This is a genomic window from 'Nostoc azollae' 0708 (assembly GCF_000196515.1).
Classification (GTDB): Bacteria; Cyanobacteriota; Cyanobacteriia; order Cyanobacteriales; family Nostocaceae; genus Trichormus_B; species Trichormus_B azollae.
In genome coordinates, this window is record NC_014248.1 from 4050498 (window position 1) to 4077192 (window position 26695).

At 37.3% G+C, this 26695-nt stretch carries 24 protein-coding genes and 8 pseudogenes; 14 read left to right on the forward strand and 18 right to left on the reverse strand.

Annotation, left to right across the window (positions count from 1 at the left end; genetic code table 11):
• Positions 1 to 510 precede the first annotated feature (510 nt).
• From priA to AAZO_RS44015, 4 genes and pseudogenes are all read left to right on the forward strand, one after another.
• Complete coding sequence (gene priA / locus AAZO_RS18910) at positions 511 to 3057, forward strand: primosomal protein N' (protein ID WP_013192487.1); 2547 nt, start codon at positions 511 to 513, stop codon at positions 3055 to 3057.
• 677 nt (positions 3058 to 3734) lie between these two features.
• Positions 3735 to 4031 (forward strand): hypothetical protein, encoded by a 297-nt coding sequence (locus tag AAZO_RS18915; RefSeq protein ID WP_013192489.1) that lies wholly within the window; start codon positions 3735 to 3737, stop codon positions 4029 to 4031.
• A gap of 60 nt (positions 4032 to 4091) precedes the next feature.
• Positions 4092 to 4322, forward strand: coding sequence for a hypothetical protein (locus AAZO_RS18920; RefSeq protein WP_013192490.1), 231 nt, complete (start codon positions 4092 to 4094; stop codon positions 4320 to 4322).
• Positions 4323 to 4549: 227 nt separating this feature from the next.
• A pseudogene (locus tag AAZO_RS44015) lies at positions 4550 to 6183 on the forward strand (IS1634 family transposase).
• Positions 6184 to 6837: 654 nt separating this feature from the next.
• Here AAZO_RS44015 and AAZO_RS18940 read toward each other — a convergent pair.
• From AAZO_RS18940 to acnB, 4 genes are read right to left on the reverse strand one after another with little or no spacing between them, the layout of a single operon-like run.
• Positions 6838 to 7026, reverse strand: a complete 189-nt coding sequence (locus AAZO_RS18940) for a hypothetical protein (RefSeq protein ID WP_013192492.1) — start codon at positions 7024 to 7026, stop codon at positions 6838 to 6840.
• A gap of 20 nt (positions 7027 to 7046) precedes the next feature.
• Positions 7047 to 7175, reverse strand: a complete 129-nt coding sequence (locus AAZO_RS41635) for a type II toxin-antitoxin system RelE family toxin (protein ID WP_266886152.1) — start codon at positions 7173 to 7175, stop codon at positions 7047 to 7049.
• A 6-nt stretch (positions 7176 to 7181) separates the two neighbouring features.
• On the reverse strand, positions 7182 to 7295 hold the full coding sequence (locus tag AAZO_RS44020; protein WP_420807028.1) for a type II toxin-antitoxin system RelE family toxin: 114 nt from the start codon (positions 7293 to 7295) through the stop codon (positions 7182 to 7184).
• Between the two features lie 59 nt (positions 7296 to 7354).
• Positions 7355 to 9922, reverse strand: coding sequence for a bifunctional aconitate hydratase 2/2-methylisocitrate dehydratase (gene acnB, locus AAZO_RS18950; protein WP_013192493.1), 2568 nt, complete (start codon positions 9920 to 9922; stop codon positions 7355 to 7357).
• A gap of 702 nt (positions 9923 to 10624) precedes the next feature.
• Here acnB and AAZO_RS18960 point away from each other — a divergent pair.
• The 3 genes from AAZO_RS18960 (at position 10625) to AAZO_RS42775 (ending at position 11678) form a co-directional block, all read left to right on the forward strand.
• Positions 10625 to 10984, forward strand: a complete 360-nt coding sequence (locus AAZO_RS18960; protein ID WP_041641439.1) for a ParB N-terminal domain-containing protein — start codon at positions 10625 to 10627, stop codon at positions 10982 to 10984.
• A gap of 144 nt (positions 10985 to 11128) precedes the next feature.
• The gene (locus AAZO_RS18965; protein WP_013192495.1) at positions 11129 to 11311 is read left to right on the forward strand and encodes a hypothetical protein; all 183 of its coding nucleotides are present in this window, start codon (positions 11129 to 11131) and stop codon (positions 11309 to 11311) included.
• 271 nt (positions 11312 to 11582) lie between these two features.
• Positions 11583 to 11678, forward strand: a complete 96-nt coding sequence (locus AAZO_RS42775) for a transposase family protein (RefSeq protein ID WP_228371285.1) — start codon at positions 11583 to 11585, stop codon at positions 11676 to 11678.
• Positions 11679 to 12771: 1093 nt separating this feature from the next.
• Here AAZO_RS42775 and AAZO_RS44640 read toward each other — a convergent pair.
• The 4 genes from AAZO_RS44640 to AAZO_RS44025 all read right to left on the reverse strand — a co-directional run bounded on the left by AAZO_RS44640 (position 12772) and on the right by AAZO_RS44025 (position 13935).
• Positions 12772 to 12894 (reverse strand): hypothetical protein, encoded by a 123-nt coding sequence (locus AAZO_RS44640; protein ID WP_476691467.1) that lies wholly within the window; start codon positions 12892 to 12894, stop codon positions 12772 to 12774.
• Positions 12895 to 12939: 45 nt separating this feature from the next.
• The gene (locus tag AAZO_RS44645; RefSeq protein ID WP_476691468.1) at positions 12940 to 13152 is read right to left on the reverse strand and encodes a hypothetical protein; all 213 of its coding nucleotides are present in this window, start codon (positions 13150 to 13152) and stop codon (positions 12940 to 12942) included.
• A gap of 298 nt (positions 13153 to 13450) precedes the next feature.
• Positions 13451 to 13750: a hypothetical protein gene (locus tag AAZO_RS44650; protein ID WP_041641445.1), complete on the reverse strand. Its 300-nt coding sequence runs from the start codon at positions 13748 to 13750 to the stop codon at positions 13451 to 13453.
• Positions 13751 to 13767: 17 nt separating this feature from the next.
• Positions 13768 to 13935 (reverse strand): type II toxin-antitoxin system HicB family antitoxin, encoded by a 168-nt coding sequence (locus AAZO_RS44025; RefSeq protein ID WP_144031410.1) that lies wholly within the window; start codon positions 13933 to 13935, stop codon positions 13768 to 13770.
• Between the two features lie 349 nt (positions 13936 to 14284).
• Between AAZO_RS44025 and AAZO_RS39210 the strand changes: the two genes are divergently transcribed.
• Both AAZO_RS39210 and AAZO_RS27265 read left to right on the forward strand, forming a co-directional pair.
• Entirely contained in the window at positions 14285 to 14563 is a 279-nt protein-coding gene (locus tag AAZO_RS39210) for a hypothetical protein (RefSeq protein ID WP_013192497.1), read from the forward strand.
• Positions 14564 to 14578: 15 nt separating this feature from the next.
• Positions 14579 to 15076 carry a hypothetical protein gene (locus tag AAZO_RS27265; RefSeq protein WP_228371286.1) on the forward strand — a complete coding sequence of 166 codons (498 nt, stop codon included), beginning with the start codon at positions 14579 to 14581 and terminating at the stop codon, positions 15074 to 15076.
• Here AAZO_RS27265 and AAZO_RS18990 read toward each other — a convergent pair.
• The 3 genes from AAZO_RS18990 to AAZO_RS34220 form a co-directional block, all read right to left on the reverse strand.
• Complete coding sequence (locus AAZO_RS18990; RefSeq protein ID WP_041641447.1) at positions 15071 to 15550, reverse strand: transposase; 480 nt, start codon at positions 15548 to 15550, stop codon at positions 15071 to 15073. The genes AAZO_RS27265 and AAZO_RS18990 overlap by 6 nt on opposite strands.
• A 93-nt stretch (positions 15551 to 15643) precedes the next feature.
• Positions 15644 to 15874: a winged helix-turn-helix domain-containing protein gene (locus tag AAZO_RS44030; RefSeq protein WP_049790818.1), complete on the reverse strand. Its 231-nt coding sequence runs from the start codon at positions 15872 to 15874 to the stop codon at positions 15644 to 15646.
• 45 nt (positions 15875 to 15919) lie between these two features.
• A complete protein-coding gene (locus AAZO_RS34220) occupies positions 15920 to 16147 on the reverse strand; it encodes a helix-turn-helix domain-containing protein (protein ID WP_041640488.1) in 228 nt (75 codons plus the stop codon).
• A 151-nt stretch (positions 16148 to 16298) separates the two neighbouring features.
• Between AAZO_RS34220 and AAZO_RS39215 the strand changes: the two genes are divergently transcribed.
• Positions 16299 to 16448, forward strand: coding sequence for a hypothetical protein (locus AAZO_RS39215; RefSeq protein WP_228371287.1), 150 nt, complete (start codon positions 16299 to 16301; stop codon positions 16446 to 16448).
• A gap of 748 nt (positions 16449 to 17196) precedes the next feature.
• Positions 17197 to 18156: a class I SAM-dependent methyltransferase gene (locus AAZO_RS19005; protein WP_013192499.1), complete on the forward strand. Its 960-nt coding sequence runs from the start codon at positions 17197 to 17199 to the stop codon at positions 18154 to 18156.
• A 215-nt stretch (positions 18157 to 18371) separates the two neighbouring features.
• On the opposite strand, the pseudogene AAZO_RS19010 reads toward AAZO_RS19005, so the two are convergent.
• The 6 pseudogenes from AAZO_RS19010 to AAZO_RS31340 form a co-directional block, all read right to left on the reverse strand.
• Positions 18372 to 19044: pseudogene (locus AAZO_RS19010) on the reverse strand (metallophosphatase).
• A 188-nt stretch (positions 19045 to 19232) separates the two neighbouring features.
• Positions 19233 to 19784 (reverse strand): annotated as a pseudogene (locus AAZO_RS19015) (metallophosphoesterase family protein); the annotation flags it as partial.
• Positions 19785 to 20053: 269 nt separating this feature from the next.
• Positions 20054 to 21163: pseudogene (locus AAZO_RS19020) on the reverse strand (ISAs1 family transposase).
• Positions 21164 to 21311: 148 nt separating this feature from the next.
• Positions 21312 to 22352: pseudogene (locus AAZO_RS19025) on the reverse strand (squalene--hopene cyclase); the annotation flags it as partial.
• Between the two features lie 18 nt (positions 22353 to 22370).
• Positions 22371 to 23394, reverse strand: a pseudogene (locus AAZO_RS32920) (IS630 family transposase).
• A gap of 154 nt (positions 23395 to 23548) precedes the next feature.
• Positions 23549 to 23966 (reverse strand): annotated as a pseudogene (locus tag AAZO_RS31340) (squalene--hopene cyclase); the annotation flags it as partial.
• A gap of 151 nt (positions 23967 to 24117) precedes the next feature.
• On the opposite strand from AAZO_RS31340, the pseudogene AAZO_RS19050 reads away from it, so the two are divergent.
• Positions 24118 to 25300, forward strand: a pseudogene (locus AAZO_RS19050) (glycosyltransferase).
• Between the two features lie 274 nt (positions 25301 to 25574).
• Here AAZO_RS19050 and AAZO_RS19055 read toward each other — a convergent pair.
• The gene (locus tag AAZO_RS19055; RefSeq protein ID WP_013192500.1) at positions 25575 to 25979 is read right to left on the reverse strand and encodes a hypothetical protein; all 405 of its coding nucleotides are present in this window, start codon (positions 25977 to 25979) and stop codon (positions 25575 to 25577) included.
• 170 nt (positions 25980 to 26149) lie between these two features.
• Here AAZO_RS19055 and AAZO_RS27280 point away from each other — a divergent pair, with 170 nt between their 5' ends.
• Together AAZO_RS27280 and AAZO_RS44655 are read left to right on the forward strand one after the other, a co-directional pair.
• Positions 26150 to 26374 (forward strand): type IIG restriction enzyme/methyltransferase, encoded by a 225-nt coding sequence (locus AAZO_RS27280; RefSeq protein ID WP_049790819.1) that lies wholly within the window; start codon positions 26150 to 26152, stop codon positions 26372 to 26374.
• Between the two features lie 137 nt (positions 26375 to 26511).
• Positions 26512 to 26679, forward strand: a complete 168-nt coding sequence (locus AAZO_RS44655) for a type IIG restriction enzyme/methyltransferase (RefSeq protein ID WP_476691482.1) — start codon at positions 26512 to 26514, stop codon at positions 26677 to 26679.
• Positions 26680 to 26695 lie beyond the last annotated feature (16 nt).

Consider the following 26695-nt stretch of genomic DNA (forward strand, 5'->3'; position numbering starts at 1 on the left):
AACCCCTCAAACATTCTCAATCTTAACAAATATAAAAATTCCATCTAAACTGTCTATATCTTAATCTCCCATATATTTTCCTAAATTTTCTTTGCTTTGGAGGATAAATGAAGGCTCGAAGGAAATGCTTCCCAAACAATACAAATTACAAAAATGATAGCTTAAAATCCGGATAATCTTGATTGTATAAAAGCATCTCATATTGAAAAACCATTGAATATCTATCAATAGGTGGAAAAACCATACTCCCTATTTAGTAGATAAAACAACGTTTTATTAACATCTAATATACTTGCATTTGTGTAGTTAGCATCAAATATTTATTGCACGTACTGTGGAAAATAATTTGTCTGGTAGATTACATAAATAAAAACTTATCAAGTATGGTTAGTAATAAAAGTATTGCTAAATACAGTTTAGCTGTAGTAAAGTAGGAAATTAAAGTTAAGTAAGTTGGCGTGAGTCTTCTCCAGATAGGTGAGCAAATATCTATTAAAAAAGCTAGGAATTATGTATATTAAGGATGTAAGTTTATCTGCTGTGGCTGTAGGTGAACCTGTTGAGTTATACCAGTCGAAAACAACTTTTTATAGCTGGATTGAAGTGCTTGTAGATTGTCCGGGAAGCTCAGACCTATTTACATATAAATTACCAGAACAGTTAGAAATAAAACCAGGGGATATTTTGACTGTTCCTTTTGGGGCGCAACAGGTAGGTGCGATCGCTATTCGTTTTTTGTCTCAACCGCCGGCAGATTTAGCACCAGAAAAAATTCGGGAAGTAGAAGATGTAGTCAGTAGAGGATTCTTTCCTAGCACCTATTGGGAATTGCTCAATCGCATCGCCGCTTATTACTATACGCCCTTAATTCAGGTAATTCGGGTAGCTTTACCACCGGGTTTATTAGGGCGATCGCAACGTCGTTTACGTCTTAAGCCAGAAAACATTCCCAACGGCGCAGAGAACTTCTTGCGTTCAACAGCTGCACTCCAAATACTGAAAATACTCCAATCTCAACAAGATGGAGACTACAGTTTTAAATATCTCAAACGTCAAGTTAAGGGTTTTGACTGGGGAAAAAAACAATTACTGGAACGGGGCTGGGCGGAGAACTATTTAGAATTACCTAGATACTCTAAACCACAAACGAAACTAGCAGTGATGCTAGTTAATAATGGGCTATATACAAAGCTAAATAAGCGTCAGCAAGAAATTTTGAAACTTCTGGGAGATCATGGTGGTGAGTTGTGGCTAACGGAGTGTGTAGAAATTTGTAAAACAACACCCCCAACCTTAAGAGGGTTAGAGCAAAAGGGTTGCATTCTTATTGAAGAACGGGAAATATTACGGAGAGAACAGAGTCCCTTGATAGCTGGGGATCAAGCGAAATCTTTAACAGATGCCCAAACTCACGCTTTAGAAAGAATAAGATCTTTAAATGGATTTGCTAAAGTTTTATTACATGGGGTGACAGGTTCAGGAAAAACAGAGGTTTACTTACAAGCGATTGCACCCTTACTTAAGGAAGGTAAATCCGCCCTTGTCTTAGTCCCCGAAATTGGACTCACACCCCAACTCACAGATAGATTTCGTGCCCGCTTTGGTAATAAAGTCCAAGTTTATCACAGCGCCCTCTCCGAGGGTGAACGCTACGACACCTGGCGACAAATTTTCATGGGAGAGGTGCAAGTAGTCATCGGTACACGCAGCGCCATTTTTACCCCTTTACCCAACGTGGATTTAATCATCCTAGATGAAGAGCACGACAGCAGCTTTAAACAAGATTCTCCCATTCCCACCTACCACGCCCGTACAGTCGCCCAGTGGCGTGCAGAATTGGAAAATTGTCCCTTAATTTTAGGTTCAGCTACTCCCTGCTTAGAAAGCTGGGTGAGTGTGAAGGAGGAGGGAAGCAGGGGAGAAGGGGAGATAAATAACCTAATCACCAGTTACCAGTCAACAGTCCCCAGTCTCCAATATCTCTCTCTTCCTGAACGCATCAATTCCCGGCCATTACCACCGGTAGAAATTGTGGATATGCGGCAAGAGTTGCAGGAGGGAAATCGTTCTATATTTAGTAGATCGCTGCAAGAAGCCCTAGAACAGCTACAAGAGAGAAAACAACAGGGAATTTTATTTATTCATCGTCGCGGACACAGCACCTTTGTTTCTTGTCGCAGTTGTGGTTATGTGCTGGAATGTCCAAATTGTGATGTTTCTTTGGCTTATCACCATGTAGAAGAAGGCACACCACAGTTATTAAGATGTCATTATTGCAATTATGGGCGATCACATCCCCCCTATTGTCCCAAATGCAGTTCCCCTTACCTCAAATTCTTTGGGAGTGGTACTCAACGAGTAGCGCAAGAACTCAACAAACAATTTCCTCACCTGCGTTTAATTCGCTTTGATAGGGACACCACCCGTAACAAAGGCGCACACCGTAACTTACTAACCCAATTTGCAAACGGTGAAGCAGATTTATTAGTAGGAACACAAATGCTAAGCAAAGGTTTAGACTTACCTCAAGTTACCCTTGTCGGTGTAGTTGCAGCTGATGGGTTACTGCATTTATCAGATTATCGCGCTAGTGAACGTGCATTTCAAACTTTAACTCAAGTTGCAGGAAGGGCGGGAAGGGGGGAAGATCCGGGAAGGGTAATTGTGCAAACCTATACCCCAGAGCATCCGGTTATTGAAGCAGTTAAAACTCATGATTATCAATCTTTCTGTGATGCAGAATTAGCACAACGTCAAGCATTGAATTATCCGCCTATGGGCAGGTTAATATTATTACGCTTGAGTAGTGTTGATCCGATTCAAGTCCAGAATACAGCCCAAATTATTGCCACAAATTTCAGTGATCAGGAAGGATTAGAAATATTAGGTCCAGCACCGGCTAGTATTTTACGAGTAGCTAATCGTTATCGTTGGCAAATATTATTGAAATTTGCTGCTGATGCCCTACCTACTTTATCCGATTGGCAAGAAATTCGGGTGCTTTGTCCTGCTACCGTCAGTTTAACAATTGATGTAGATCCTATCAATATTATGTAACGCCATATCTTTGGTCAGCTTTGTGATAGCACCACTAACTCCCTATAGCAAAATATTGAACTGAGAAGTCAGCACTTGCTCTATCGCTCTTTGTGTTATGTTCAAGCTAGCAATTTTGAATATATAATGTATAACCATGTATTTTCTGGTAAAAACCAGTTTATGTAATGTAATTCAATGCTATGCAAACAATAACTCTGAACTTTCACATTGGGCAAGAGGCAATATTACATTTAGATATTTCTGTAGATGTTACTAATGCTGATTTAACTGTTACTTTTTTTTTAAGCTATTAATGATTCAGAACAGCAAAATAAGCCTAAAGGAAAAGGTTGGCCTGCTAATTTTATTGCACTGTCTCATGATTTAATTTTAGTGACTCATAATACTAAGGATTCTGTCAGAGTTAAAGGGTTAAAAATAGAAGATTGGGAAATTGAAGGATAGAAAGTTAAAAAAGATCAGTTTAATGGTATTGTTCTATTTGATAAAAATGATGATTTTCCTAAATTCATTAATCACTATTGGGAATATTTACACTATCTAATAGGACAATATATTAATATATTATAGTTTTCAACTATAGTTGAAACTACCTAACAGAAGCAGTTAGTGGCTATCGAATTAATAGTGAATTAAGAAATCTAAATATAAAGGTAACAGTTATTCCAGCTTTTATGCTTTGGCAAGGTAACATCGAAAACCATCAAACTATACCATTATATCAACTGTCTTATGGCGACATATTTCAAGTAATTCAACATATATTTCAAGGTATTAAAGATGAAAAATATTCACAAGCAATTGCTACTCTAGGGAAGGAGGAGAGCAAGAGAAGACAAAACAATCTACTTCCTCATGCCCATAAACCAATAATTATACACAGAGGCGAAAAAGTTGTTACCATTGGTAATGGTGCTCATTATGAAGTATCAGGACAGGCTGGTGCTGTAGGACGTAATGCTAATACTTAAAACAACACTTTCATTCAGGTTAAACAAGAACTAGAATCAACAAGTTTAGATACTAAATCTTTGAGTAAATTACAACAACTTGCTAACCGTTCACCCAATGAAAAAGCATCTGATGATGTTTCTAAATTGACAGCTTATGAAGCAGTAGGTAAGCTGTTAGCTATTAAGGAAGCTAGTGAAAATCAAGATCAAGAAGAACACGCTAAAGCTGTTACAAATTGGCGAAAATGGTTTAGCCGTATTAGTGAAAAAGCACGAAAATATTTAAGTATCCCACCTTCCGCACCCTAACTGTCACAGATAGTAGTACACAGGAACTAAAGCTCCTGCAAGGAAGAAAAGGCTTAATAAGAATAGTATGATTAAAATGGCAATAGAGTGAGAAAATAAAGTTCTGTAAAGAAGATAAAAGAAAAGAAGATTTAATGATTTAAAAATTAAATTAGAACAGAAGAAGAAATGATTTAATCACAACAGGAGTTGTGGATAGTTCTGTTGTGAAATCAAAGCTTCAAAAAATGGAAATTCAAAACTTAGACCATTTAGGCATAGTAGCAGGAATAATAGACCCCATAGGAGTAGTAGAAATAATCCTTGAAATTCGAGAGAAAGTAAGTGCGGGTCATGTAGTAAAAGCCATGATAATAAACGGGTTAGGATTTGTATAAAAACCCTTATATATGTTTCCCCAAGATTTTGAAACAATCCCCTGTGACCATCTAATAGGACCAGGAGTAAAACCAGAATATCTCAAGGACGATAAACTGGGGAGAGTCATGGATAAACTATTTATAAAAGGATTGGATAGAATATTTTTTATTGTCGCCTTAAAAGCAGCCCAAAAATTTGGAGTATCCCTATGAGCAGGGCATCTAGACTCATCATAAATGGACGTATATGGGCAATATAATACCAGCTTACCAGAAGTGATATTTGAGAGTCAAAAACTAGGAAATAATCAAGAACTAGAAGAATTAGCAGTAAAATCACCAAAAGAAATAACCATTACCTACGGTTATTCTGGTGACCATAGACCGGAGTTAAAACAGTTCATCATAGAAATGATATGTTCAGGAGATGGAGACATACCAATATATATTTTTAATACTAGCATCGGGAAACCAAGCAGATTCATCATGCTTTGGTAAAATAGCAGTAGAGTACCAAAAACAATTAAAAGTTAACAGTCTCATAGTAGCAGACTGGGCCTTATATACAGAATCAAATCTGAAAATGATGAATGATGTCAGATTTAAGCTGGTTATGTCCAGTGCCATTAAGCGTAGAATCAGCACAATCATTAATATCAACATTACCAGAACCAGAATTTATTGATAGTAACTTACCCGGATATAAACTAGCTTCAAAAACAGTAAATTATGCAGGAATAGGACAAAGATGGTTAGTAGTGCAAAGTCAAGAAATAAGAGAATTAGACCTGGGTAAACTCTCACAAAAAATTACCAAGGCACAATCAAAAGCTGTGCAAGATTTCAAAAAGTTATCACCAGAAAAATTCGCTTTTGAAGCTGATGCTATCAAGGGGTTATCTAAACTATTCAAACAATTCAAATATCACCAAATTAACCAGAGTAAAGTTACTCAAATCAAATCTAAAAAAAAAGATAGTTCAGGAGAGATATCCTCTGAAATATCAGCTACAGTCTCCCAGAATGAAAGTAAAATTAATACAGAATTTCTGAGGGCATGGCCTTTTATTATTGGTACAAACCTTTTGGATTCCAATGAACTTACCCATGACTCCATCTTGAGTGAATATAAAGCTCAACAGTCTTGCCAGAGAGGGTTTGCTTTTCTCAAAGACCCATTATTTTGTGCAGACAGTATTTTCCTAAAAAGTCCAGAGAGAATAGAGTCCCTGGGAATGATTATGGGTTTATATCTGCTGGTTTATACTTGAGCGCAACGACAAATCAGAACAGCTGTGAGAGAGTCTAAATCAACAGTAAAAAATCAATTGGGCAAACCAACTGACCGCCCCACTTTACGCTGGATTTTTCCATGGTTTCAGTCTATTTATTTAGTTATACTTAACCAAGAAAAACACATCTGTTACTGGACTCAAGAGAGAGATTTCATTGTGAATCTTTTACCAGAGCATTGTTTTCCCTACTATCAATTAGTTACCTAATTTCTCTCTCTATTAATTTAATTTCTATCAGAAAATAACCTCATGTCGTTGATTTATAGCTCTATTTTACTATGTCCATAATTTCTTTTTTTACTTCAATCTATTAGTCTAAGTTATGATTTATCTCTTGAATATCTTCATTTATCTGTTGACTCCTCTGGGCGGTATTCTTTCTTATTGCTCCTTATTGAGAATAGCTTTTGATGGTATTTTTGGTGCTTTACTGTTTCTCCAATGCCTTTTTTCACTGCATATGTTTCTTTTTATGCTCCCTTGGATTTTTTCTCTCCGTAATTCCTCTCTGTGGCACTTTAGGGTGCCGAATGTGAGTTGTATTACTGCTGATGCTATTTCTCTAGGTGTACCACTGTTAAAATTACTTGGTTTACCAATTCCGTTTTAAGGATAAAAGTTAGCTTATTTATTGATTAAGAATTAAGGTGAGCCATCAAGACTCACCCTAACCTAGATTACACCAACAAAGCCTGCTCCTCCTTAGAAGTCACTCTTCCCTTATCCTCAAAATCGGCAATTTGATCAAAGTTCAAATACTAATGAAAATTATCAGCATAAGGATTGATTTTCTTCGCCATAATATCCAAAGATTCCTAGTAAGTGGGAATATTTTCTAACAACGAATCGCAGAGAAATAAATCAATATATTAGCATTTTTTTTACATCAGATAAAGATACTGATTGATCTTCTTTCTTAGAATCTCTCAAATCTCTTAAATCTTCCAAATCCTCTAACAATTCCTTAATCTTTAAAAATTCCTCATAAGGTAAAACAGCAAATTGCTTTTGACCGTCTTTTCTTAGAAACTCAGCATGTAATTCAATCATTCTTTCAAATCCTTATCAATTTAATCATAAGCCTTACTGCGATACTTAACCCTATATATCATGACAGTTTGTTCTTCTAATTCAAATAAAACTTGATAATTACCAACTCTAAGACGATATTCCGGAGTTAACTTGGTTAAGCGTTTCACATCTCCCTATAAATCATCTTGCATTGCTTCAATTCTGCTAATAATAAGTTCTCGAATATCTACAGAAAACTGCTCTAAATCTTTAATGGCTTTGGGCTTAAATTCTATTTGGTACTGCACATATTTTAACCTCTTGAAATATATTTAGGTGAGTCTTGATGGACTCACCCTAACCTAGATTATACCAACAAAGCCTGCTCCTCCTTAGAAATCACCCTGCCTTCATCCTCAAAACCAGCAATTTGATCAAAGTTCAAATACCGATACAAATTATCAGCAAAAGGATGAATTCTCTCTGCGACAATATCCATATATTCCTGCACATTAGGAATACGTCCCAACAACGCACAAACTGCTGCTAATTCTGCCGAGCCTAAATAAACTTGTGCGCCTTTACCCATGCGATTATTGAAGTTACGAGTAGAGGTAGAAAACACAGTTGTGTTATCATCAACTCGTGCCTGATTTCCCATACATAAACTACATCCTGGGGTCTCAGTTCTTGCATTTGCAGCTACGAAAACATTATAAACACCTTCTGCCTTTAATTGATATTCATCCATGCGAGTTGGGGGCGCTATCCACAAACGAGCTTTTAGCTCACCTGCACCTTCTAAAACCTTCGCAGTTGCTCGATAATGTCCGATATTTGTCATACAAGAACCAACAAATACTTCTTGTACAGGATCATTAGCAACTTCCGATAATAACTTAACATTATCTGGGTCATTGGGAGCAGCAATAATTGGTTCCTTAATTTCGTGTAAATCAATTTCAATTATTTCTGCATACTCGGCATCTGCATCAGCTGACATTAATACAGGATGTGCTAACCATTCTTCCATTTTCACTACTCGGCGCATAATGGTTCGCTCATCGTGATAACCCCGTGCTACCATGTTTCTCAAAAGGGTAATATTGGAACGGAGATATTCAGCAATTGTTTCTTCACTCAAGTTAATTGTGCAACCTGTGCAAGAACGTTCTGCGGAAGCGTCGGTTAATTCAAAAGCTTGTTCAACTTTCAAATCTGGTAAACCTTCAATTTCCAAAATCTTACCTGAGAAGATGTTTTTTTTGTTCTGCTTCTCTACTGTTAACAAACCTTTCTTCATGGCGATATAAGGTATGGCGTTAACAACATCCCTCAGCGTTATTCCTGGTTGCAATTCTCCTTTAAATCTTACCAAAACTGATTCTGGCATATCCAAAGGCATGACACCCAAAGCACCAGCAAAGGCTACTAACCCAGAACCTGCGGGGAAGGATATACCCAAGGGGAAGCGGGTGTGTGAGTCTCCTCCTGTTCCTACGGTGTCCGGTAACAGCATCCGGTTTAACCAAGAGTGGATGATACCATCACCAGGACGCAAGACTACACCACCACGTTGGGCGAAAAAGTCGGGTAGTTCTTGGTGGGTTTTGATGTCTACTGGTTTGGGATATGCGGCTGTGTGACAGAAGCTTTGCATTACTAAGTCTGCACTAAAACCGAGACAAGCGAGTTCTTTTAATTCGTCTCTGGTCATTGGTCCTGTGGTGTCCTGAGAACCGACTGCAGTCATGATGGGTTCGCAAGATGCCCCCGGACGTACCCCTGGTAAACCGCAAGCTTTCCCAACCATTTTCTGCGCTAATGTGTAGCCCTTTCCGGTGTCGGCGGGTGCTTGGGGACGGATAAATAAATCGCTGGGTGCTAAACCTAATGCTTGACGGGTTTTGTCGGTGAGAGTACGTCCAATTAGTAGAGGAATGCGTCCACCGACGCGAACTTCGTCTAAGATGGTGTCAGGTTTGAGGCTGAAGGTGGAAATAACTTCTCCTGCTTGGTTGGTAATTTCGCCTTTGTAGGGATAGATGGTGATAACGTTGCCGGTTTTCATTTTGGTGACATCGCATTGTATGGGTAATGCACCGGCATCTTCGGCTGTGTTAAAAAAGATGGGAGCGATCACACTTCCTAATATATAACCCCCAGCCCGTTTGTTTGGTACAAAGGGAATATCCTTTCCCAAATGCCATAATACTGAATTAATTGCAGACTTACGAGAAGAACCTGTTCCGACTACATCACCGACGTAAGCAACAGGATGGCCTTTTTTCTTCAACTCGACAATTGTTTCTAAACTTCCTGGTTGACGAGTTTCTAACATCGTTAAAGCGTGCAAAGGAATATCTGGGCGAGTTGTGGCATGGGTTGCTGGTGATAAGTCGTCGGTATTGGTTTCCCCAGGAACTTTAAAAACGGTGACAGTGATACTTTCGGCAACTGTCGGACGCACAGTAAACCATTCTGCTGCAGCCCAAGCTTCAACCACCTGTTTCGCGTAGTTGTTAGTTTTGGAACTATCCAAAACATCATGGAAAGCATCATAAACTAGGAGAGTGTTACTTAATGCTGCTGCGGCTTTTTCTGCTACGGGCGAACTGAGTAAATCAATTAATGATTGTACGTTATAACCGCCTACCATTGTTCCCAGTAATTCTACTGCTTCGATGGGGGAAATCAAAGGACTGGTTATTTCACTTTTAGCAATAGCGGTAAGAAAACCTGCTTTTATGTATGCTGCTGCATCTACACCGGGGGGAATGCGATCACGCAATAAATGTAATAATACCTCTTCTTCTCCTTTAGGTGGATTTTTCAGTAATTCACATAATGCTGATGTTTGTTGTGCATCTAATGGTAAGGGGGGAATACCTAATTGGGCGCGTTGTTCAGTGTGTTGATAATGTTCTTTTAGCATGGTTTAGCCTGTTCTCCTCTAATGTCTTGCTTTCTTTATTTTATTGTAAAGGGAATGTTATATTAATTACTAATCAACGGATTTGTTAGAAATAACAACTTATAAAGTTATAGATTATAATATTGGGTGGACAGTTTTTTATAGGTAGATTACTCATAATATATCTTATTATTAGACGAGTACTTACAATAAAATTCAGCACTTAATTATTTATGGCACTTAAAATTCCTGCATTTAAAAAAATTCAAAACAAGATACTGATGCCTGTATTTATAATTACTGTTAAAATCATCTATGAACGTTTTGAGGTTTCCCGGATTATTGATAATAAAAAATTAGGATACCAAATATCATTTTCTCCACCCAGAATTAAAGAAATTAAAAATTATTTATTATAATAATCAAGGAGAGGGTATTATACCTAACTCTATTCTGGTAAATATTGATAAAGGTAAATTTAACTATCAAGAAAATGAGAAATTACTCATCTTAGAAGATACAAAATCTCTCGGTCTAATTATAGATGGACAGCATCGATTTAATGGTTGGTATGATGCAAACCCTCATTTTCCATTAATGGTAATTGCTACTTTGGGATGAGCTGTAAAGGAGCAGGCAAAACTTTTTGTAACAATTAACAAAACTCAAATGCTAAAATTTTTTGCCTCAAGGAGTTCCTGCATATCTCTATATTTACATTTAATGAATTTATTAGAAGGAGATGTTGAAGATTTTGATGGAGAAGGTGTGACAGCAGAAAGACGAGCAAGAAAAATAGCTCTTAGATTAAATAAAACAGATGAAAGTCCTTTTTATGAAAGAGTCAGAACAACTGGAGAAGCTAGTTTGGGGATATGTTTAAATGAATTTGTTACTCAAATTAGAGATTATGTAGAACCAAAAACAGGAAAACTGTGTGATTTAGGTTTTGAACAACAATATGAGGTTTTTGAAATCTATTTCCGTTCCATTAAGGCAGTGTTTTTAGAACAATGGGATGCTCACAAATCATATATTTTAAAGATAGTGGGATTTGGTGGACTTATGAAGGCATTTTATTAAATTTTTAATTTAGTCATGCGGAAATATCAAATATTTAACACTGAGAATAGAATTAAACTTCTGCAATGAATTCAAGATTTTAAATTTGATAAGGATAATTTACCTAGTGGTGGTAGTTTTAAAGCACAAGAGAAACTTGGTGACATGATAGTAAGTAAGTTAAAAAATGCAGTTAAAAAAGATTTTGCAGTTGATGACTGGAGAGTAGCTAGCAGATTAATTTGGAGATTTCAAAGGGTGTCATTAACACTTGAGGAAATTGCTATCGCTTTAGGCCTGTCAGGAAAATTCACTTGGTGTGAAAAAAATGGTAGAAGAGAATTTTGAGGGTGTACCAAAAAGAAAAATCCACTAAATTAACTATATTCAAGAATATCCACATCGTAGAAAACAAATACTGGGAATAACTAACCATCAGTTTCAAGACTTGTTAGCCCGAACTGAGATGTAGCATAAAAAACTTCAAGGTGACATAGAAAGTAAAAACATAGGTATAAATCAGAAAGGAGCAGGGGGGAAAGGGAAACTAGAGATAAAATAACAGGTATGTCTATGCTTGTTCTATTGGAGGAAAATGCCAACATTTTAGGTTTTAGGTTTGCATTTCGGTATATGGAAAACGGAAGCAAAGGACACATTTCATTACTGGCTAGAGATATTACGAGATGTTTTCCCTCCTAGTCTCCTTGAATAGGTAGAAAAACATGATAGTGATTATGCCATGGCGACTCAGAACAAAAGGCAGGAAGCAAAGAGTTTTCCACCAAGGGTATTGTTGTTGAACAGGTCATTGGACTTGTAAAAATATTCCGGGTACCTCAACAAAGATTTCCCCTGAATTCCCCAATTTACTCACAAGTAATTCTTAGTAACTATTTGTGGTTTAGTCACATTAGGAATTGGTTCATTAGTTTTGCCCATTTCGTAAATGTTATGGATATGAGGTCAGTTATGAATTTGTCATCGACATCTTCATGGATAGGAACTATTCGTAACTATTCCCAACCGTGATTTTTTCCTTGGCTCTTTCGTAATCTTAACACTATGGAAAGCCAGATACATACTGTTTTGTAAATTTTCGGACCTCTGTTTTTAGAAATTGTAATGGCGCTCCTAAAGCTTCTTTTAAACATTATTTAATTAGTTTAAATCCTTAAATCCTGGAAATCCTAATTATAACAACATTATGGTGTGTTACATTTCATTAACGCACCCTACAGAGAATTTTTTTGCAATATAGAAAAACTAAGCTGCTGATAAAAACTTACCTAAAGTTGGGGGGTCTGGAAGTGGTTCACTATCTTCTAAGCAAGATTCAATTAACATTTCTGTAAGGATTCAGGTCTAAGGAAGAGGGATTAAAGAAGGTGTATGGAAACCAGAGTGAACCATGGCTTTCATAGGTTGGTCAAGAAACTCAATTAGAGAAAGTGCTTGAGGGCGACAAGTTTGTATAACCGTCAATAAATTGGCAGGATGTTGGAATAGCTCTAGAGAAAGAGAACCACCACAGACTTTTCGTTGTGTCAGTGCTAAACCTAACCTTGGTTCAGCTAAATTATGATCAAGGTCTATTGCCTAAGGAAGGTAAAAGTTTACCAGGTTCCCCTGGGGCTTGATCAATGAATGAATGGAAGATTCAACTTTCGGTTGAAACTAGGATGGCCAAGTCAAGAATTTATGAAGGTTTTGGGTTTGTTGGAATAAAGGGTAGTCTTTAAAACCTTCATCTATGAGGTCCATGAATTTTGTGCCAATTTCTTGGTGATTGAAGCCAGGAATCTTGATTAGTGTCTTGAAGTAACGGGGTAGGGTAGATGTGCCTGACATTTCTGTTGAGCTGTGACCGGATAACCGTTATAGGCAGTAAAGTCATCACAACTGAGTACATCAGAGTAACTTGAACCCACAATGGATTCTAATTCGCCAGGAAAACGAGTATCAGACCCATGAAATCAAGGGAAGTCACTGTAGGCAAAAATCCATAACCATTGTTTCACCCCTTTGACTACCCAGGGTGTTTCATCCCCAAGGATATGAGGCTGGGTTTGTTTGATCCACCGTTTGAGGCTATGAATACTTTGAGCCACTGGACCATCTATTCCTTCATTGGTACCTACTAATGTTCCCACTCCAATTTCTATTTGACCCAGTTCCCACAACAACAAGTGTTGTTTTTCATAGGGTCAATGGCCCTAGTTATTGATCCATCCCAAAAAAGCTTGTCCTGTGATTCCTATATCTTGTCCCGGTACTATCTCTGCTGACCAGTGTGCCCTTTGTGTTTCCGCACACACACTGCAAATCCACTTCCATTGGCCTGTCCACCAACTCCCCTACTTGTTGTGTTTGGATTTTTATTGGTTCGCCAAACAATTGCCCCTCACCTCACCATCCATACACTTGCCGTCCTACTATCTCAAATCTATTCTATCTACTCCACCAAACCCCTTTCTACTTTTTCCCCTATGCCCTGGTTGTCCTCTTGGTTTCCGTTGGGGAAATTTGTGTCTGGTTTTCTTCTGGTTTCTCTTCTTGTTTGTTCTCGGTTTTTTTGAGGATGTCTCCCGACGGTGGTTTGGATAATGTTATGGTCTCTAAATCTCTAATGACTTTAAGTTTCTCTATTTCTTTTTCCAGTTCTACTACTCTATTTCTTAGGTTCTCTATACTTTTCCCCTGATCAATAATAATTTCTACCAGTTGCTCCGTTCCCAACTGCTTCAATATCTCTCTGTCTAGTTTTGGTCCCAGCTTCTTTTCCATAACTGCTATATTCTGCCTCACCTACTTGTCAACACCCGACCACCTGAATCCTTACACATTTCTAAAACTTCCTGAGCATTTTCTAATGCTTCTTGATAAGTTTCCCCATGAGTATCACAAAACTCTCCCCATTCAGGAACACTGACAACAAGACAATTATCTTCTTCAGACCATTGAATAATTATTTATTGTGTAATAATAATTATTCTTATTATTCCTCCTTGCATTTTTTTAATTTCTTCTATTTTTTTGATATAATCCTTAGCGTATCGGCGGAATAAGTAGGGGTAAAAGAACAAAAGAAAAAGTTGAGGGTGGGACACAGGGCGTTATAAAATATGAGACATGAGGCCAAAAATTTTAGCAAAAGACTTATCACAAACAGAGTTGCTCCAAAGCATTGAGCGAAAAGGAATTGCAGAAGAACCCATGGGTCAGAAAGTAGAGATATGACTGAATCTAATAGAGCAGTTACAATTAGAAGTAAAAGAATTACGGGCAGAAAATCAAGGGTTAAGAGATGAAAACAACCGATTGAAGGGAGAAAAGGGTCAGGCAAAGATAAAAGCCAAGAATCAAAAAGGCTTCACAAGCAATCACTCATCGGAGAAAGAGCGACAAACGCCAAAAAAGGAGAACAAAGGCAGTAAGAAGGCTGGGATTAAAATAGACAGAGAAGAAATACTAGAATATCCCCAAGAATTACTGCCAGCAGAGGCGCAGTTCAAAGGGTATGAAGAAGTAATCATCCAAGACATCATCCTGGCAACCGATAACGTACTATTCCGGAAAGAGAAATACTACTCACCATGAGAAGGAAAAACCTATTTGGCAGAACCTCCTTGGGGTTATGAGGGAGAATTCGGTCTAGGAATGAAAACCCTTATTATGAGCTTGTACTATGGGGGTAACATGACCCAAGGCAAGTTGTTAGAGTTCCTAGACAATATTGACTTGCTGGAGCATTTTCAACTACCAACTAAATGGAAAAATGCTCTCCAAGTATTACCTCAAGAAACTGTGTTGAGTGAGGCAGAGTTTCATACCCTACTGGATACACATCTGCCTAAACTGGGTTCACAACAACGGACTCGGATTATGGAAGCAGCAGCTATTGCTTTCTATCATCAACAAACTGATTGGCCAGTGGTGCAAACTCTGGTCTGTAATGATGCTCCTCAATTGAAGTTACTGACTGGTAATATCGCTTTGTGTTGGGTAGATGAAGGAAGAAATTATAAGAAGTTAAGTGCGTTTATTGCTTGTCACGAAAAGGTTTTAGATAAATTCCTGGATGGTTTCTGGAATTATACCAATTCTCTATGAGGCTGCACAGAATAAAGCTTGGTGAAAAAGAGCTTCAAGGATGAAATCATAACTGGTCAAAGAGGAGATGACCTCAGAAGATAATTGAGCTAATTCATGTTGAACTCCTTGACGCAATTGGTCGAGATGTGAGAAACTTTCACCTTTGAACTGACGTTTAATAAACTGCCATAATCGCTCCATGGGGTTAAGTTGAGGAGAGTGAGATGGTTGAAAAATGGGAATAATATTTTTAGGGCAAGACAGTGCCAAAGCTTGGTGTGCAGAAGCTTGATCCATCTGCATTAATCCCATATCAGAACCTAATTCTTGAGATAGGACATCCAAGAATTTCTGAAAATTTTCACTGTTTAGATGAGGATATTCCTGACAAAAATGCCATCCAGAGGTGGGTTCAACAACTCCATAAAGCCAAAATGCTTTTCGTGGCCACTGCACCCTCACTACAGGTTTAACACCACGAGCCGTAATCACTCACTCGTCCAGTTTCGGTCTTCAAACCTAATCTGGTTTCGTCCTGGCACAGGTAACTCAGTCGTTTTCCCCCACCCAATAGTTTCTCTAAAGCTACCAAGGCAAGGGGGATGTTTTCTTAAAAAGGTTTATAGCTTGCTCATCTTGTGATGAGCTGATGGGTCGAGGTACTTTCAATTTTGCCCCTAGTTTGTAGGGCACTAAACTGTAAACTGTCTTGTATTTGACTCGGACGTGCCATTCTTGCTCTAGCCATTCCACAATTTGCCTATAACTGCTAAACCCTTGGGGGGATTCTAACTTTGATATTAGTTGTGATAGCATTTCACCTTGTATTAAAGGAGTTGCCCCAGGCGCAGTTTTTACCTCTCAAAGAGAAGATAGTCCTCCTTTTCCATACCTTTGTAACCATCCTGTTATTGTTGACCCATCTCTGCCCAATCTTCGGCTCACTTCTTGATGCTGGGTTACTTGTTCTGTTTTTATCCACCACAGCATTTGTAAACGTTCTTTGTCTAATGCTGTCCGCGCATTTTTCAGGCTTTTTGACAAATACTCAGCACTTTCTTGAACTTCTAGATTGAAAGGGCGTGCCATTGCTTCCTCATGACTCTTTATCTTCCATATTCTTTATTCTACAGTTCTATGTACACTCATTTAGACTTGGTATTACTACCGAGACTTACTCCCTGATCAAGATTCTCCCAGTCAGCAAACGGCAGATAAACTCCGGTATAAGTTTTCGAAGTTGTTCCACACTGACAGTGGTTATCAACAATTGGATGAGCGAAAACCATTAACTCTAGTCAAAATTTCTGACTTGCTTTATGTTTTAGAGCATCCTGAATTACCTTTGCACAATAACCCGGCTGACTTAGGTGCTAGAACTATGGTGTAGCGAGGTAATATTAGTGATGCCACTCAGACTCTCGAAGGGAGTCAGGCTTGGGATACTTTTATATCTCTTGTTGCTACTACTCGTAAGTTGGGAATTAGCTTTTTTGAATATATTCGTGACCGCATTTTTTCTAAGGTTGGGAATATTCGCTGTTTGGGGAGTATTTTTGACGAAAAATCTGCTCTCGATCCTTTTGGTTGCTCATGGATGCCTGAATAACTTCTTCCCCCCAAGTATTCAGGGTATACATTATTAACATCTTTCTCCTGATATTATTTAGCATCCTTTCCATCTTTACCTGATATAGTAACTCTTCCAGTAAGCAAGGGATGATATCAGTTAGTATGAGTACCTTTTCCAGAACGACAGGTAAACCCAGCTTGAAGTAATGAAGTTTTTAATTCTCTAATTTCCTTGGGCATATATCATACTAAAACATTTTTAATTCTAATTGCAAATAAACTTGTATAATTTTCCAGGTAAACTAGAATATAATTGGTGAAACTTTACTATTATACTACAATTAGTTATGTTTATATCAGGTTGATTGTTACGTCTGGGTTAGCAGTGTATCACTCCAGGTGCTCGCTCTTAATGATAGAGTAAATTTGGAGAGCGAGCACTTAATATCTCATTATCAAAAGTACCTAAGTCCTGTAAATACTTAAATCTTGTCAATCCTGATTCAGACAATACCCAAATTAGATACAATATAAATAACAAAATTGCCTCTACACTTACCTTACCAATGACTGCAAAAATTAAGCCAGACTGGGCTGGAGAAAGTTTGCTATCGCAGTTTGTTAACCTGCTAATAAATACTAAACCTATCTACAATTTGATGAAACAGCAGGCTAGACGAGTTATGATCAAAACTGCTGAAAAGAATGGTATTCCCTGGGGTAAAAGCTACAATAAATTAGAGACATCAGGGGTAAAACAAAAGCTGAAAGAAAATACAAATCCTAAAGTAGTTTATCCTGATTATTACAAAGTTCCTTTTCATGCTTATGCTGAAGGAAACCTGTGTTGGCAAGCTGCTTTTGAAGCGCCTAGTGCTACCTATGCTGTAGCATTACGGGTATGGCCAAAAGAGAATATCACTTGGGAAACGGCACACCGCAGATTAAGGTCAAGTTTCCACGAAGTTCTAGCTAAGTATGTCACTCAAGATGTACAAGATATCCTCGATATTGGCTGTTCTGTTGGTATTTCTACTTTAACTCTGCACCGCTACTACCAGCAAAAACAAAATCATCCAGTGCATACAGTGGGTTTAGATTTATCTCCCTACATGCTGAGTGTAGCGAAAGAACTAGATACTTATAATGAGATATCCCAATGGCTACACACTCAAGCAGAAAATACAGAATTACCAGACCAGTCCTTTGATTTGGTAACTCTCCAGTTTATTACTCATGAACTTCCTGGTTTTGCTAGTAAAGCTATTTTCCAAGAAGCATTACGGTTGCTGCGTCCTGGTGGTTCCTTGGCTATAGTAGATAATAACCCAAAATCATCTGTAATTCAAAACTTACCTCCTATACTGTTCACATTAATGAAGAGTACAGAACCTTGGAGTGATAATTACTATATGTTTGATATTGAAGAATGTTTGAAATCTGTAGGTTTTCAAGTTCTAACTACTGTTGCTAGTGATACAAGACACCGTACTATTGTAGCAGAAAAAAATAAATTAACGAGATAAATAGGGTGATGTTAGCAATAGTTTCACACCTCAATGATTTATTTTTCTAGAGAGTACTCGCTTGTCATATCAACTGTAAAAAGGCGATATTTTTTCTCTCTTGAACGTGCTGTGCGTAGCTTACTTCCCTCTAGGCATCGCACAATTTCTGATATTTTATTTCGCTCTTGGTGTATAGAGTAAATAAGATTAGATTTAAATGGTTTGTTCTGACCTTAATTTTGAAAACCTTTACTATTTCCGTAAGAAACAGTTTTAAATTCCACTGGATTGGTACCTGGGTTGTAGAGAGTATATGTTGCTTTAACTGCTGTACCTCCCACACTTCCTACACCAATTACTTGATGGGGGGTAACGGTAACAGTCTGTGGAGAAATTTGTTGATCAAGAGTCGTGATCTTACTGATAGTAGAACCAGTATGTAGCCGATACTGAAAAGTTAAACCAGAACGACCACAAAAAAAATAAGTTATTTGCTGACATTCTCGAAAGTCTATCTAGCATTTGAATAGGAGGAGTTTCCGGGGTAAGTTCTTCATTCATACCCAGTGTTGAACCATGAATTAACAAACAGTCTAATTCAAAAAAACCAAAATCTAAACTCCTCAACCATTGTACAGTTGCAGGAGAAATAGAGTCCCATAATCTTTTAACTGTATCACCCCCATATTTAGCAATTAATTCTGGTGTGTCCCCAGTTAGACCCAAACCATGCAAAATTAAACATCTTTATTCCCAACATCCCTTAGAAATCATAGGTTTTAATTAGTCTATACGCGGTAATTGAACCATTTTAATCAATTGTTCACATTCCTTTGTTGGTCCAACCAAATCACCCTGAATATACAATTATTGCACATAATTTTTTTGATACTTAATATCAGCTATAACAGCTTCCTAAGCTAATAGATTTCCTACAGTTCCACTCAAAATAGCCCACATAGTCAATTTTAGATTTTAGATTTGATTCGTTATAGGAGTTGTCACTTGGATAAAAATATACAGTAATCATAAAGAAATGACAACGCTGTGCTATTAGATAGCAAAAGATTTTTAACTCCGTCACCTAAGATAAATTATCTAGTACATACATAAGTAGGATTATCTGCTCGTTCTGCAAATTCCAACCCTTGAGATAAACGCCAAGCGAGGATTTTTGGTAATCGTTTTTCTATAATTGCTGCACAAGTTTTTTGATAGTCATATTCGACTTCTCTTAATACCACGTTTTGAGTATCAACATCATAACTTACATAAGTTGCATTTGCTATACCATGTCGTGGTTCTCCTACCGAACCTACGTTAATAATTCGTTGTAAAGGGTCTGTTAAACAGATGTCTTGGGTGACTTTTTCACGATTAACTCGCACCTGTAATTTACCCTCATCAAGGATGCGACTATAAGGAACATGAGTATGTCCGCAAAATAGCACATCTGCAACTGTAGAAAGCACCCTTTCTACGGTAACAAAGCTATTAATTTGCGGTAATAAATATTCATGGTTACTATGGGGACTACCATAAACAAAGGCTCAATTTCCTAATTTTAAGTTATAGGGTAATTAGGCTAAAAATTTACGATTTTCCGAATGAATTTCTTGGTTTGTCCATTGGTGGGCTTGGATACCAGGGGAAACGCACCTTATTTCCTAATAAAAACTAATGAAAATTTTAAAATCACCTATATAAGTGCAAAGCTTAATGGATATATAAACAAAATCAATCACTTTTTTATTAAGCCATGGATTAGCTTATCTCCAATTGAATAACTCTTAGCTAAGGATAAATGAGCTAACTATTCATCCATAAATAAGTAAACTTATCTGTAAAAATAAGTAGAAGAAAATATTAAGTAAATTGTTGACAAGTTAGTTGAGGCTAAAGCTAAAACTCTTTCTCAAGAGTTATTATCCACTGCTGCCAAAAACTGTTTATTTTTTATCCCCCGCTTCACGGGGTTCTCTTTACCCAAAAGATCGACTGCTATCTGCCGCATTACTGCAAAGTTTTGTGGAGCATTATCTTTCCTAATCTGGCAGTCATCTTGTTTTAAAGCTACATCTAATACCCAATGCAATGAATTTTCTATTGCCCAATGGCTGCGGACAGAATTAGCCAATTGTTCTCCATTTGAGTCAAGACTACTAATAAAATAACGAGTCTCTACTGTTGTTTTATCATCCACTTGTCCGATAGATTCTACCATCCCAACACTTTTTAGATTTGACCAAACCGAATCAGGGTCAAGCTGAAACCCAATTCCAGGTAACATCACATAATTGCGGATCTCATGACGACTATGCCATATTGCTTCGGGTTTATATGTGCTATGTTGAAGCTCTTAAAAACCTGTACTTATCCCTGACTTAAATAGCTGTTCTACTGACTCATACAGATTACCTTGGTTCTTTTTTAAAGTGATTACATAATCTGCATTTTCTTGCGTAATTAACTTTACTATGTCTTTGTGACACCCGATGGCATCAATCCTGACAATACATCCAGCTAATTCTAAAACCTTTAATAATTCGGGAATTGCTGTAATTTCATGTGACTTCTCATGCACCTTCACCTGTCCCAACACTAATCTATTTGTAGTTGCCCATACACTTACCATTTGGATTGCACTCTAGTCACTATTTTTACCATGAGAACTACATAAAGTTTTCCCGTCAATTGCCACAACTTCACCATCCCTTATCTTATGTACTGATTTGATCCAGTTCAAGAAACAATTTTGAAATTTTTGCGGATTCAATTGTGCAAATACCCTTCCAAATGTGTCCTGGGACCGGAGCCCATTTCCTAGTTCTAAAAAGGTTTTTAACCACTTATATTTTGTGCAGCCATACAGTTCAATTGCCACCCAACTATCTGCTTCACAAATTACTGCACAAATTCCAATGGTAAGAATGTCAATTAACTTGTGTCGTTTCCTCCCCTCTACTCTTGGATCTTCCATCTGTGCAAGGTGGTCATTAATCGTGATTTTGGGCTTGAGCTTCACACTTTTTGGGACTTTCTTCTTCTACTTTTACAATGACTTTACCATCAGAGCCTCATTGGTCAACCTCCATATCATCAGCCCTCCCTACCTTTCTGATTTCTTAGTATATATGTACTATATCTACATGCGTTCGCCCTGAAGTGGTGGGGTATTTTTGTGGATTGATTAAAGCTGAAGCTGATAAAACACCGCTAGTTCCATAGATGTAATTTACACGGCAACGTCCAAACCAATAACCTTCTATTTCTTGTTCATTAAGAAGATAATCAAGGGATTTTTCTAAGTTATCTGGTTGAATTGATAAGTTACAAGCCCCCAACATTCCTAATACTCTAGCGGTGACATCAGCTGTGTTAGGATCAATCATGGCTTTTAAATCACCATAGGGTACAGAATTGAGCCAATCTTGATTATTATCAACATCAAAAGCTGCCCACCCTCCTGGTTGACATTGCATTGATGCAATCCAGTTGAGGGCCAGATTCATTACTTGTTTTTTTAGTGTTTGATTGGGTCATTGTACGTGATCTAAAGCCATGACAACTACGGCAGAATCATCAACGTCGGGATAAAAGCAGTTGTCAAATTCAAACGCCTAAGCGCCGGGTTTTCCCTGGTGATTTTTTACAGACCAATCCCCATAATCGAGGATTTGTTTGTCTATTAAGCATTCTCCAGCTTTGACTATTTTGAGATGATCTGGTGCTAAACCTGAATCAATTAAGGAGCGAATTGCCCAAGTTGTATCCCACACGGGAGAAACACAAGGTTGGACACAGTAACTCTTTTCTGTTTCAATCGTAACATTATCAACTGCTTTTAAAGCACCATATATAATTGGGTCGTTAGCATCGTAATCTAAACACTTTAAGGATAATAGAGAATTTAACATGGCGGCAATAATTCCCTCCCAGTTACCGGTGGCTTCTTGCCGTTCTAAAATCCACTTTTCTCCGGCTTTAATTCCTTCGTTTCTAAAAGGTATGAAGTTTAACACCTCTGCTATTTTAAACCCATTATCAAAGATGTTGAATATATATGACAAATCACCATTTTTTGGTAATTCCCATTTGACGTTATTCACACCTTCTAGATATAGTTCATCTAAATTTATGGGTTGTTGAATTTCAAAGATTGGTTTACGATCAAAGACGATTAATAATGGAACTGTGCTAGAACGCGCCCAGCTATAGGACTAGTATTTGATTTATGAAAATGCTCCGTACATCTGGAGAGATGGAAAATCAAAGGTAGTGTTTTGAATGAACCACTCAAACATCCACTTAAGATGAGAAAATGTTGGGATTAAAGCACAAAAACGTCGCAGCCAAGTTTTCCCTTGCAACCAAACATCTTCTATGGGGTTTTGAGAGGGACAGTTAGAAGCAAAGCGGACGCAATAAATTTTCCATTGCTCTAAAGGTAAACCTTGGTTAATAGATGCTAAAGGATTTTGAATTTCTTTTGAACGATGATAACTAGCTCCATCCCAAAAAATAAGCAATTGTTGGTTAGGTGACTCTTCTAGTAAATAGCTGAGATAATCAATAGTATTTTTTGAGTTAGCTGTATCATAGGTTTTCAGCAATAAATTTTTACCTAAATAGTCAACTGCTCCATAATAAGTTTGTTTATCTCGTTCGTTACTAATACTAATTGGAATGCTTATTTCTTGGTCAGTTCTACCCCAAACATATCCAATACTATCTCCCCAAAGTAAATGACACTCATCTAATAGCAAAACTCTCAATAGCCCAGCTTCTATATCTTCTCGGCAGGTCGCCAACAATGATGAAATCTCTTTTTTTTGCGGCAACTGCTTCTTCATTAGCTTTTGGATTTCCTGAAGATGTTTTCTTCTAACTAATTCCTGCCGCATCAAACAAGTCATAATAACTACGTTTTGATTCATAAAGTACATCATATTCAAAAGCCAATTTATACTCAATTTCGCCAAGCTTCCAACATTCCTTCGTTTGTAACCAAGCCAGTACTTCTTCTCTTTGTTGAGTATTCAAGTGGCTTTTTCTCCCTTTGTGTTTCAGGCGCAGTCCTAAAATTCTATCTTTCTCATAGGCTTGTTTCCATGTTGTTATTGAACCAACTGAAACATCTAAAATTGTTTGAATTTCCTCATACTTGTAGCTTTGATAAACCAGCTTCACTGCCAATGCTTTTCTTACTTCCCTTGCATCTGGACGCTCATCTATAAATTCTTGTAGTTCTGCAATTTTAGATTGTAGCTCCTGGTTGATGATTGTTAGCTATTAGACAAGACACTTTCTCGGTATTATCTCTTAGTCTTTTTCAAAAATCAAATATGATTTCTATAGCAAGTTCATAAATATTGAAGGGGAAACTATTGGGTAGTAGTAGCATTACCTAAGGTGGTAATGATGGTAAACCGCGCCAATGGTAGCAACCAATTAAGGCCAGATGTAATTTGGTGAAAATGCGTGTTTTGCTAATTCCACCTTTTTCAAGTATCAAAGTTTTAGCGCGAATTAGGGGGGGATCTGTGGTGGGTACACCTAATAACCGCAGGCCATTTAGGCTTCTACAGTTATTAGGTGTACCCAGCATCTCCGTAGAATAGTTCCCAGGCCACATGTTCTCGTTGTTGCGATGGCAGATAGGTTTCAACTTTATGCAAAGGTCGAGTTTTATCTGTTCCCCAAGTTTTATGTAGCAGTACAGCTTCGGACGTGATGGTGACATTAGATTCTAATTCTCCCCACCAGTAACCATCTGGTTTTTGAATTGACAACAGATGTTGTTGACTAACTGCAATCGCTTCTGTAATTTGCTTGACTTTGCCCCTATCTTATGTTTTCATAAATTATTTACCTCAGCACCAAATAATAATTAAGAACATAACCGTGGGTAGAGGATATTCTTCCCCAAAATTAACACACAATGTCTTTTGTCTGAGTTAGTGAGAATTTGCAAGCGTTATGGTAGGAACTTTGTTGGGGTTGATAGTTTTATCTTTAGCAATATGGTTATTTTTACTCTTGTTTTGGGGGCAGTTTTGGCGGGTAGATCAGCAGTTAGGAACCAATAAAGACGTTGTATACAAACCCTCTACAAAACAATCACTACCTACTGTGTGTGTGGTAGTTCCAGCGCGGAATGAAGTTGAGTCATCCCCATTACTTTACTTTGTGATCGCTTCTTCTCCAAGAGTATCCTGGTAATTTCCAAGTCTTTTTGGTGGATGATCAAAGTACAGATGGTACAGCAAATTTTCCCGAGGGAGTACCTTACGCAGTAGACAAACTGCCACAATTACATATAGTCTCTAGTGTAGATTTGCCTGCTACTTGGACTGGTAAACTTTGGGCAATGGAACAAGGTGTACAAAAAGCCAGTCAATTACAACCCGATTATTTTTTACTTACCGATACAGATATAGAACATGATATTAGTAATCTGCGCCGATTAATTGGCAAAGCTGAAAAAGAGAATTTAGATTTAGTATCTATCATCGTCCGACTGCGTTGTCAAAGTTTTTAGTAACAATTATTGATGCCTACTTTTGTCTTTTTCTTCCAAAAACTCTACCCTTTTCACTGGGTAAATAACTCCAAAAAAGCCACTGCCGCAGCCGCTGGTGGTTGTATTTTAATTCGGCGCGAAACTCTCAACAATATTGGTGGACTGCAAGTTATTCGCCAAGCTTTAATTGATGATTGTTCTTTAGCAAAAGCCGTTAAATCTAATCAAGGAAAAATTTGGTTAGGATTAAGTGCGTTAACTTATAGTTTGCGTCCTTACAATTCCTTAGATTCTATCTGCAATATGGTAGCCCATAGTACCTACATACAACTCAATTATTCACCCTTGTTATTAACAGGTAGCGTGTTAAAAATGACCTTAGTTTATATAATACCAGTCATGGGAATTATCTTGGGTTTAGTATTAGGAAATTTGCTAATGACTCTCACGTGTTTATTAACCTAGCTATTAATGACATTTGCATATTTTTCCATCATCCGTTTTTACAAATGCAGCCCTTGGTTAGCATTTCATTTACGCATCATTGCCTTTCTCTATACCTTGATGACTTTAGACTCTGCTAACCGTCATTGGCAAGGAAGGGGAGGACCTTGCAAGGGTAGAGTTTATCAAAACTAGGATTATTGAAATTCAAAGTAGTTCTTTCTTATGGACTTCATAATACCAAATATTAAATCGAAAGTCAACATCTAATACCATGTTGGATTTTAGAAAATGTTTGTAAAATCTAGTGTTGTATCGATATCCCCCCAACCCCTCTGAAAAGAATAACCTGATCAAAGTCCTCGTTTTTAAGGAGGATCTAGGAGGAGCTAAACGACTATGAGAGAAATAACAAAGATGTGGTTTATTTACTTGAAAATCGCTGTAAATCATTGGGGGATTAGAGCTACTAAAGAATCAGATAACTATGCCAAATCGAAGGGGTCCTATCATTTTTTTCCGGTAGTAGCAAACGCCAACTTTTACCTTCTCGTTGAATTTGCAGATAAATGTCAAAGGGTTTTTGTAGCTGAGAGATTTCTTGGTTTGGTAATTTAAAAATTAAATCATAAGTCCCTTGGACATGATAAGCAGGTAAATTGCCAATATTCAAAGGCTGTTGTTGAGTAATTGACACTCCCTTAATATCAAACTTTTGAAAATCTAAATCCACTTTTTGCTGAAGTCCCTGTTGGGTTTGTTCCAGTTGTATCATAATTCCTTTCTCCACTAAGTCATAAGTCGGTAGCAATGCTAAACTAGTACAAGCTGTCATTAATAACAGCAAAATTCCTGTTAAAACAAACCGGATCATATTTTTTTTATATTCATCTTCAGAGATAATTTTACGAGTTTTTTATAAAAAGTATCAACTTGTCTCAAGATTTTTTCACAAATGCGTTAGGATAGTACAGATATATTATATTCATTCGTGTAGCCTAGCAACAGCAAAATAAGGATAAATGATGAGTATAGAGTTAGTTTTTGCAGATAGATAATGATAATAACAGCCTGAATAAAAAACCTTACAGTGAAGTACTACACATAATTGGTTTAACCGAAGTTCAGGAAAGTGGTGAAGAAATAATTAGGCCTAAAAAACAAGGAGAACGTTATTCAGCTTCATTGATTGAGAATACCACTACTCAGCCAGAATTTTTAGAAAAAATTACCAGATTAGAAAACCTTCACAAATTTGGTAACACCTAGTAACAGCAAATTTCTCAAATTGCTTTAGAATTAGTAATTACTTGCGTCACTCCGATTATTTTTTTGAATCTCTTGAATTTGAACTTTTAAAATTCCACAAAAACGATACAGCCTTTAAGATTTTACAGTTGTGAAAAATACCGAGCTTTAACGAACTGAACCACCTTTTTTTCAGGACTTTTAATTATCTATCTAGTGAACGGGACCAAAGTTCGAAAAATATTTTTGGTCATGTTGCTTACTTAAACGTTTCATTTTTTGAAGGAACACATATTCAAGAATTAACTATTACAATAAGCAGCTGAAGCTTTGATAAAAAGC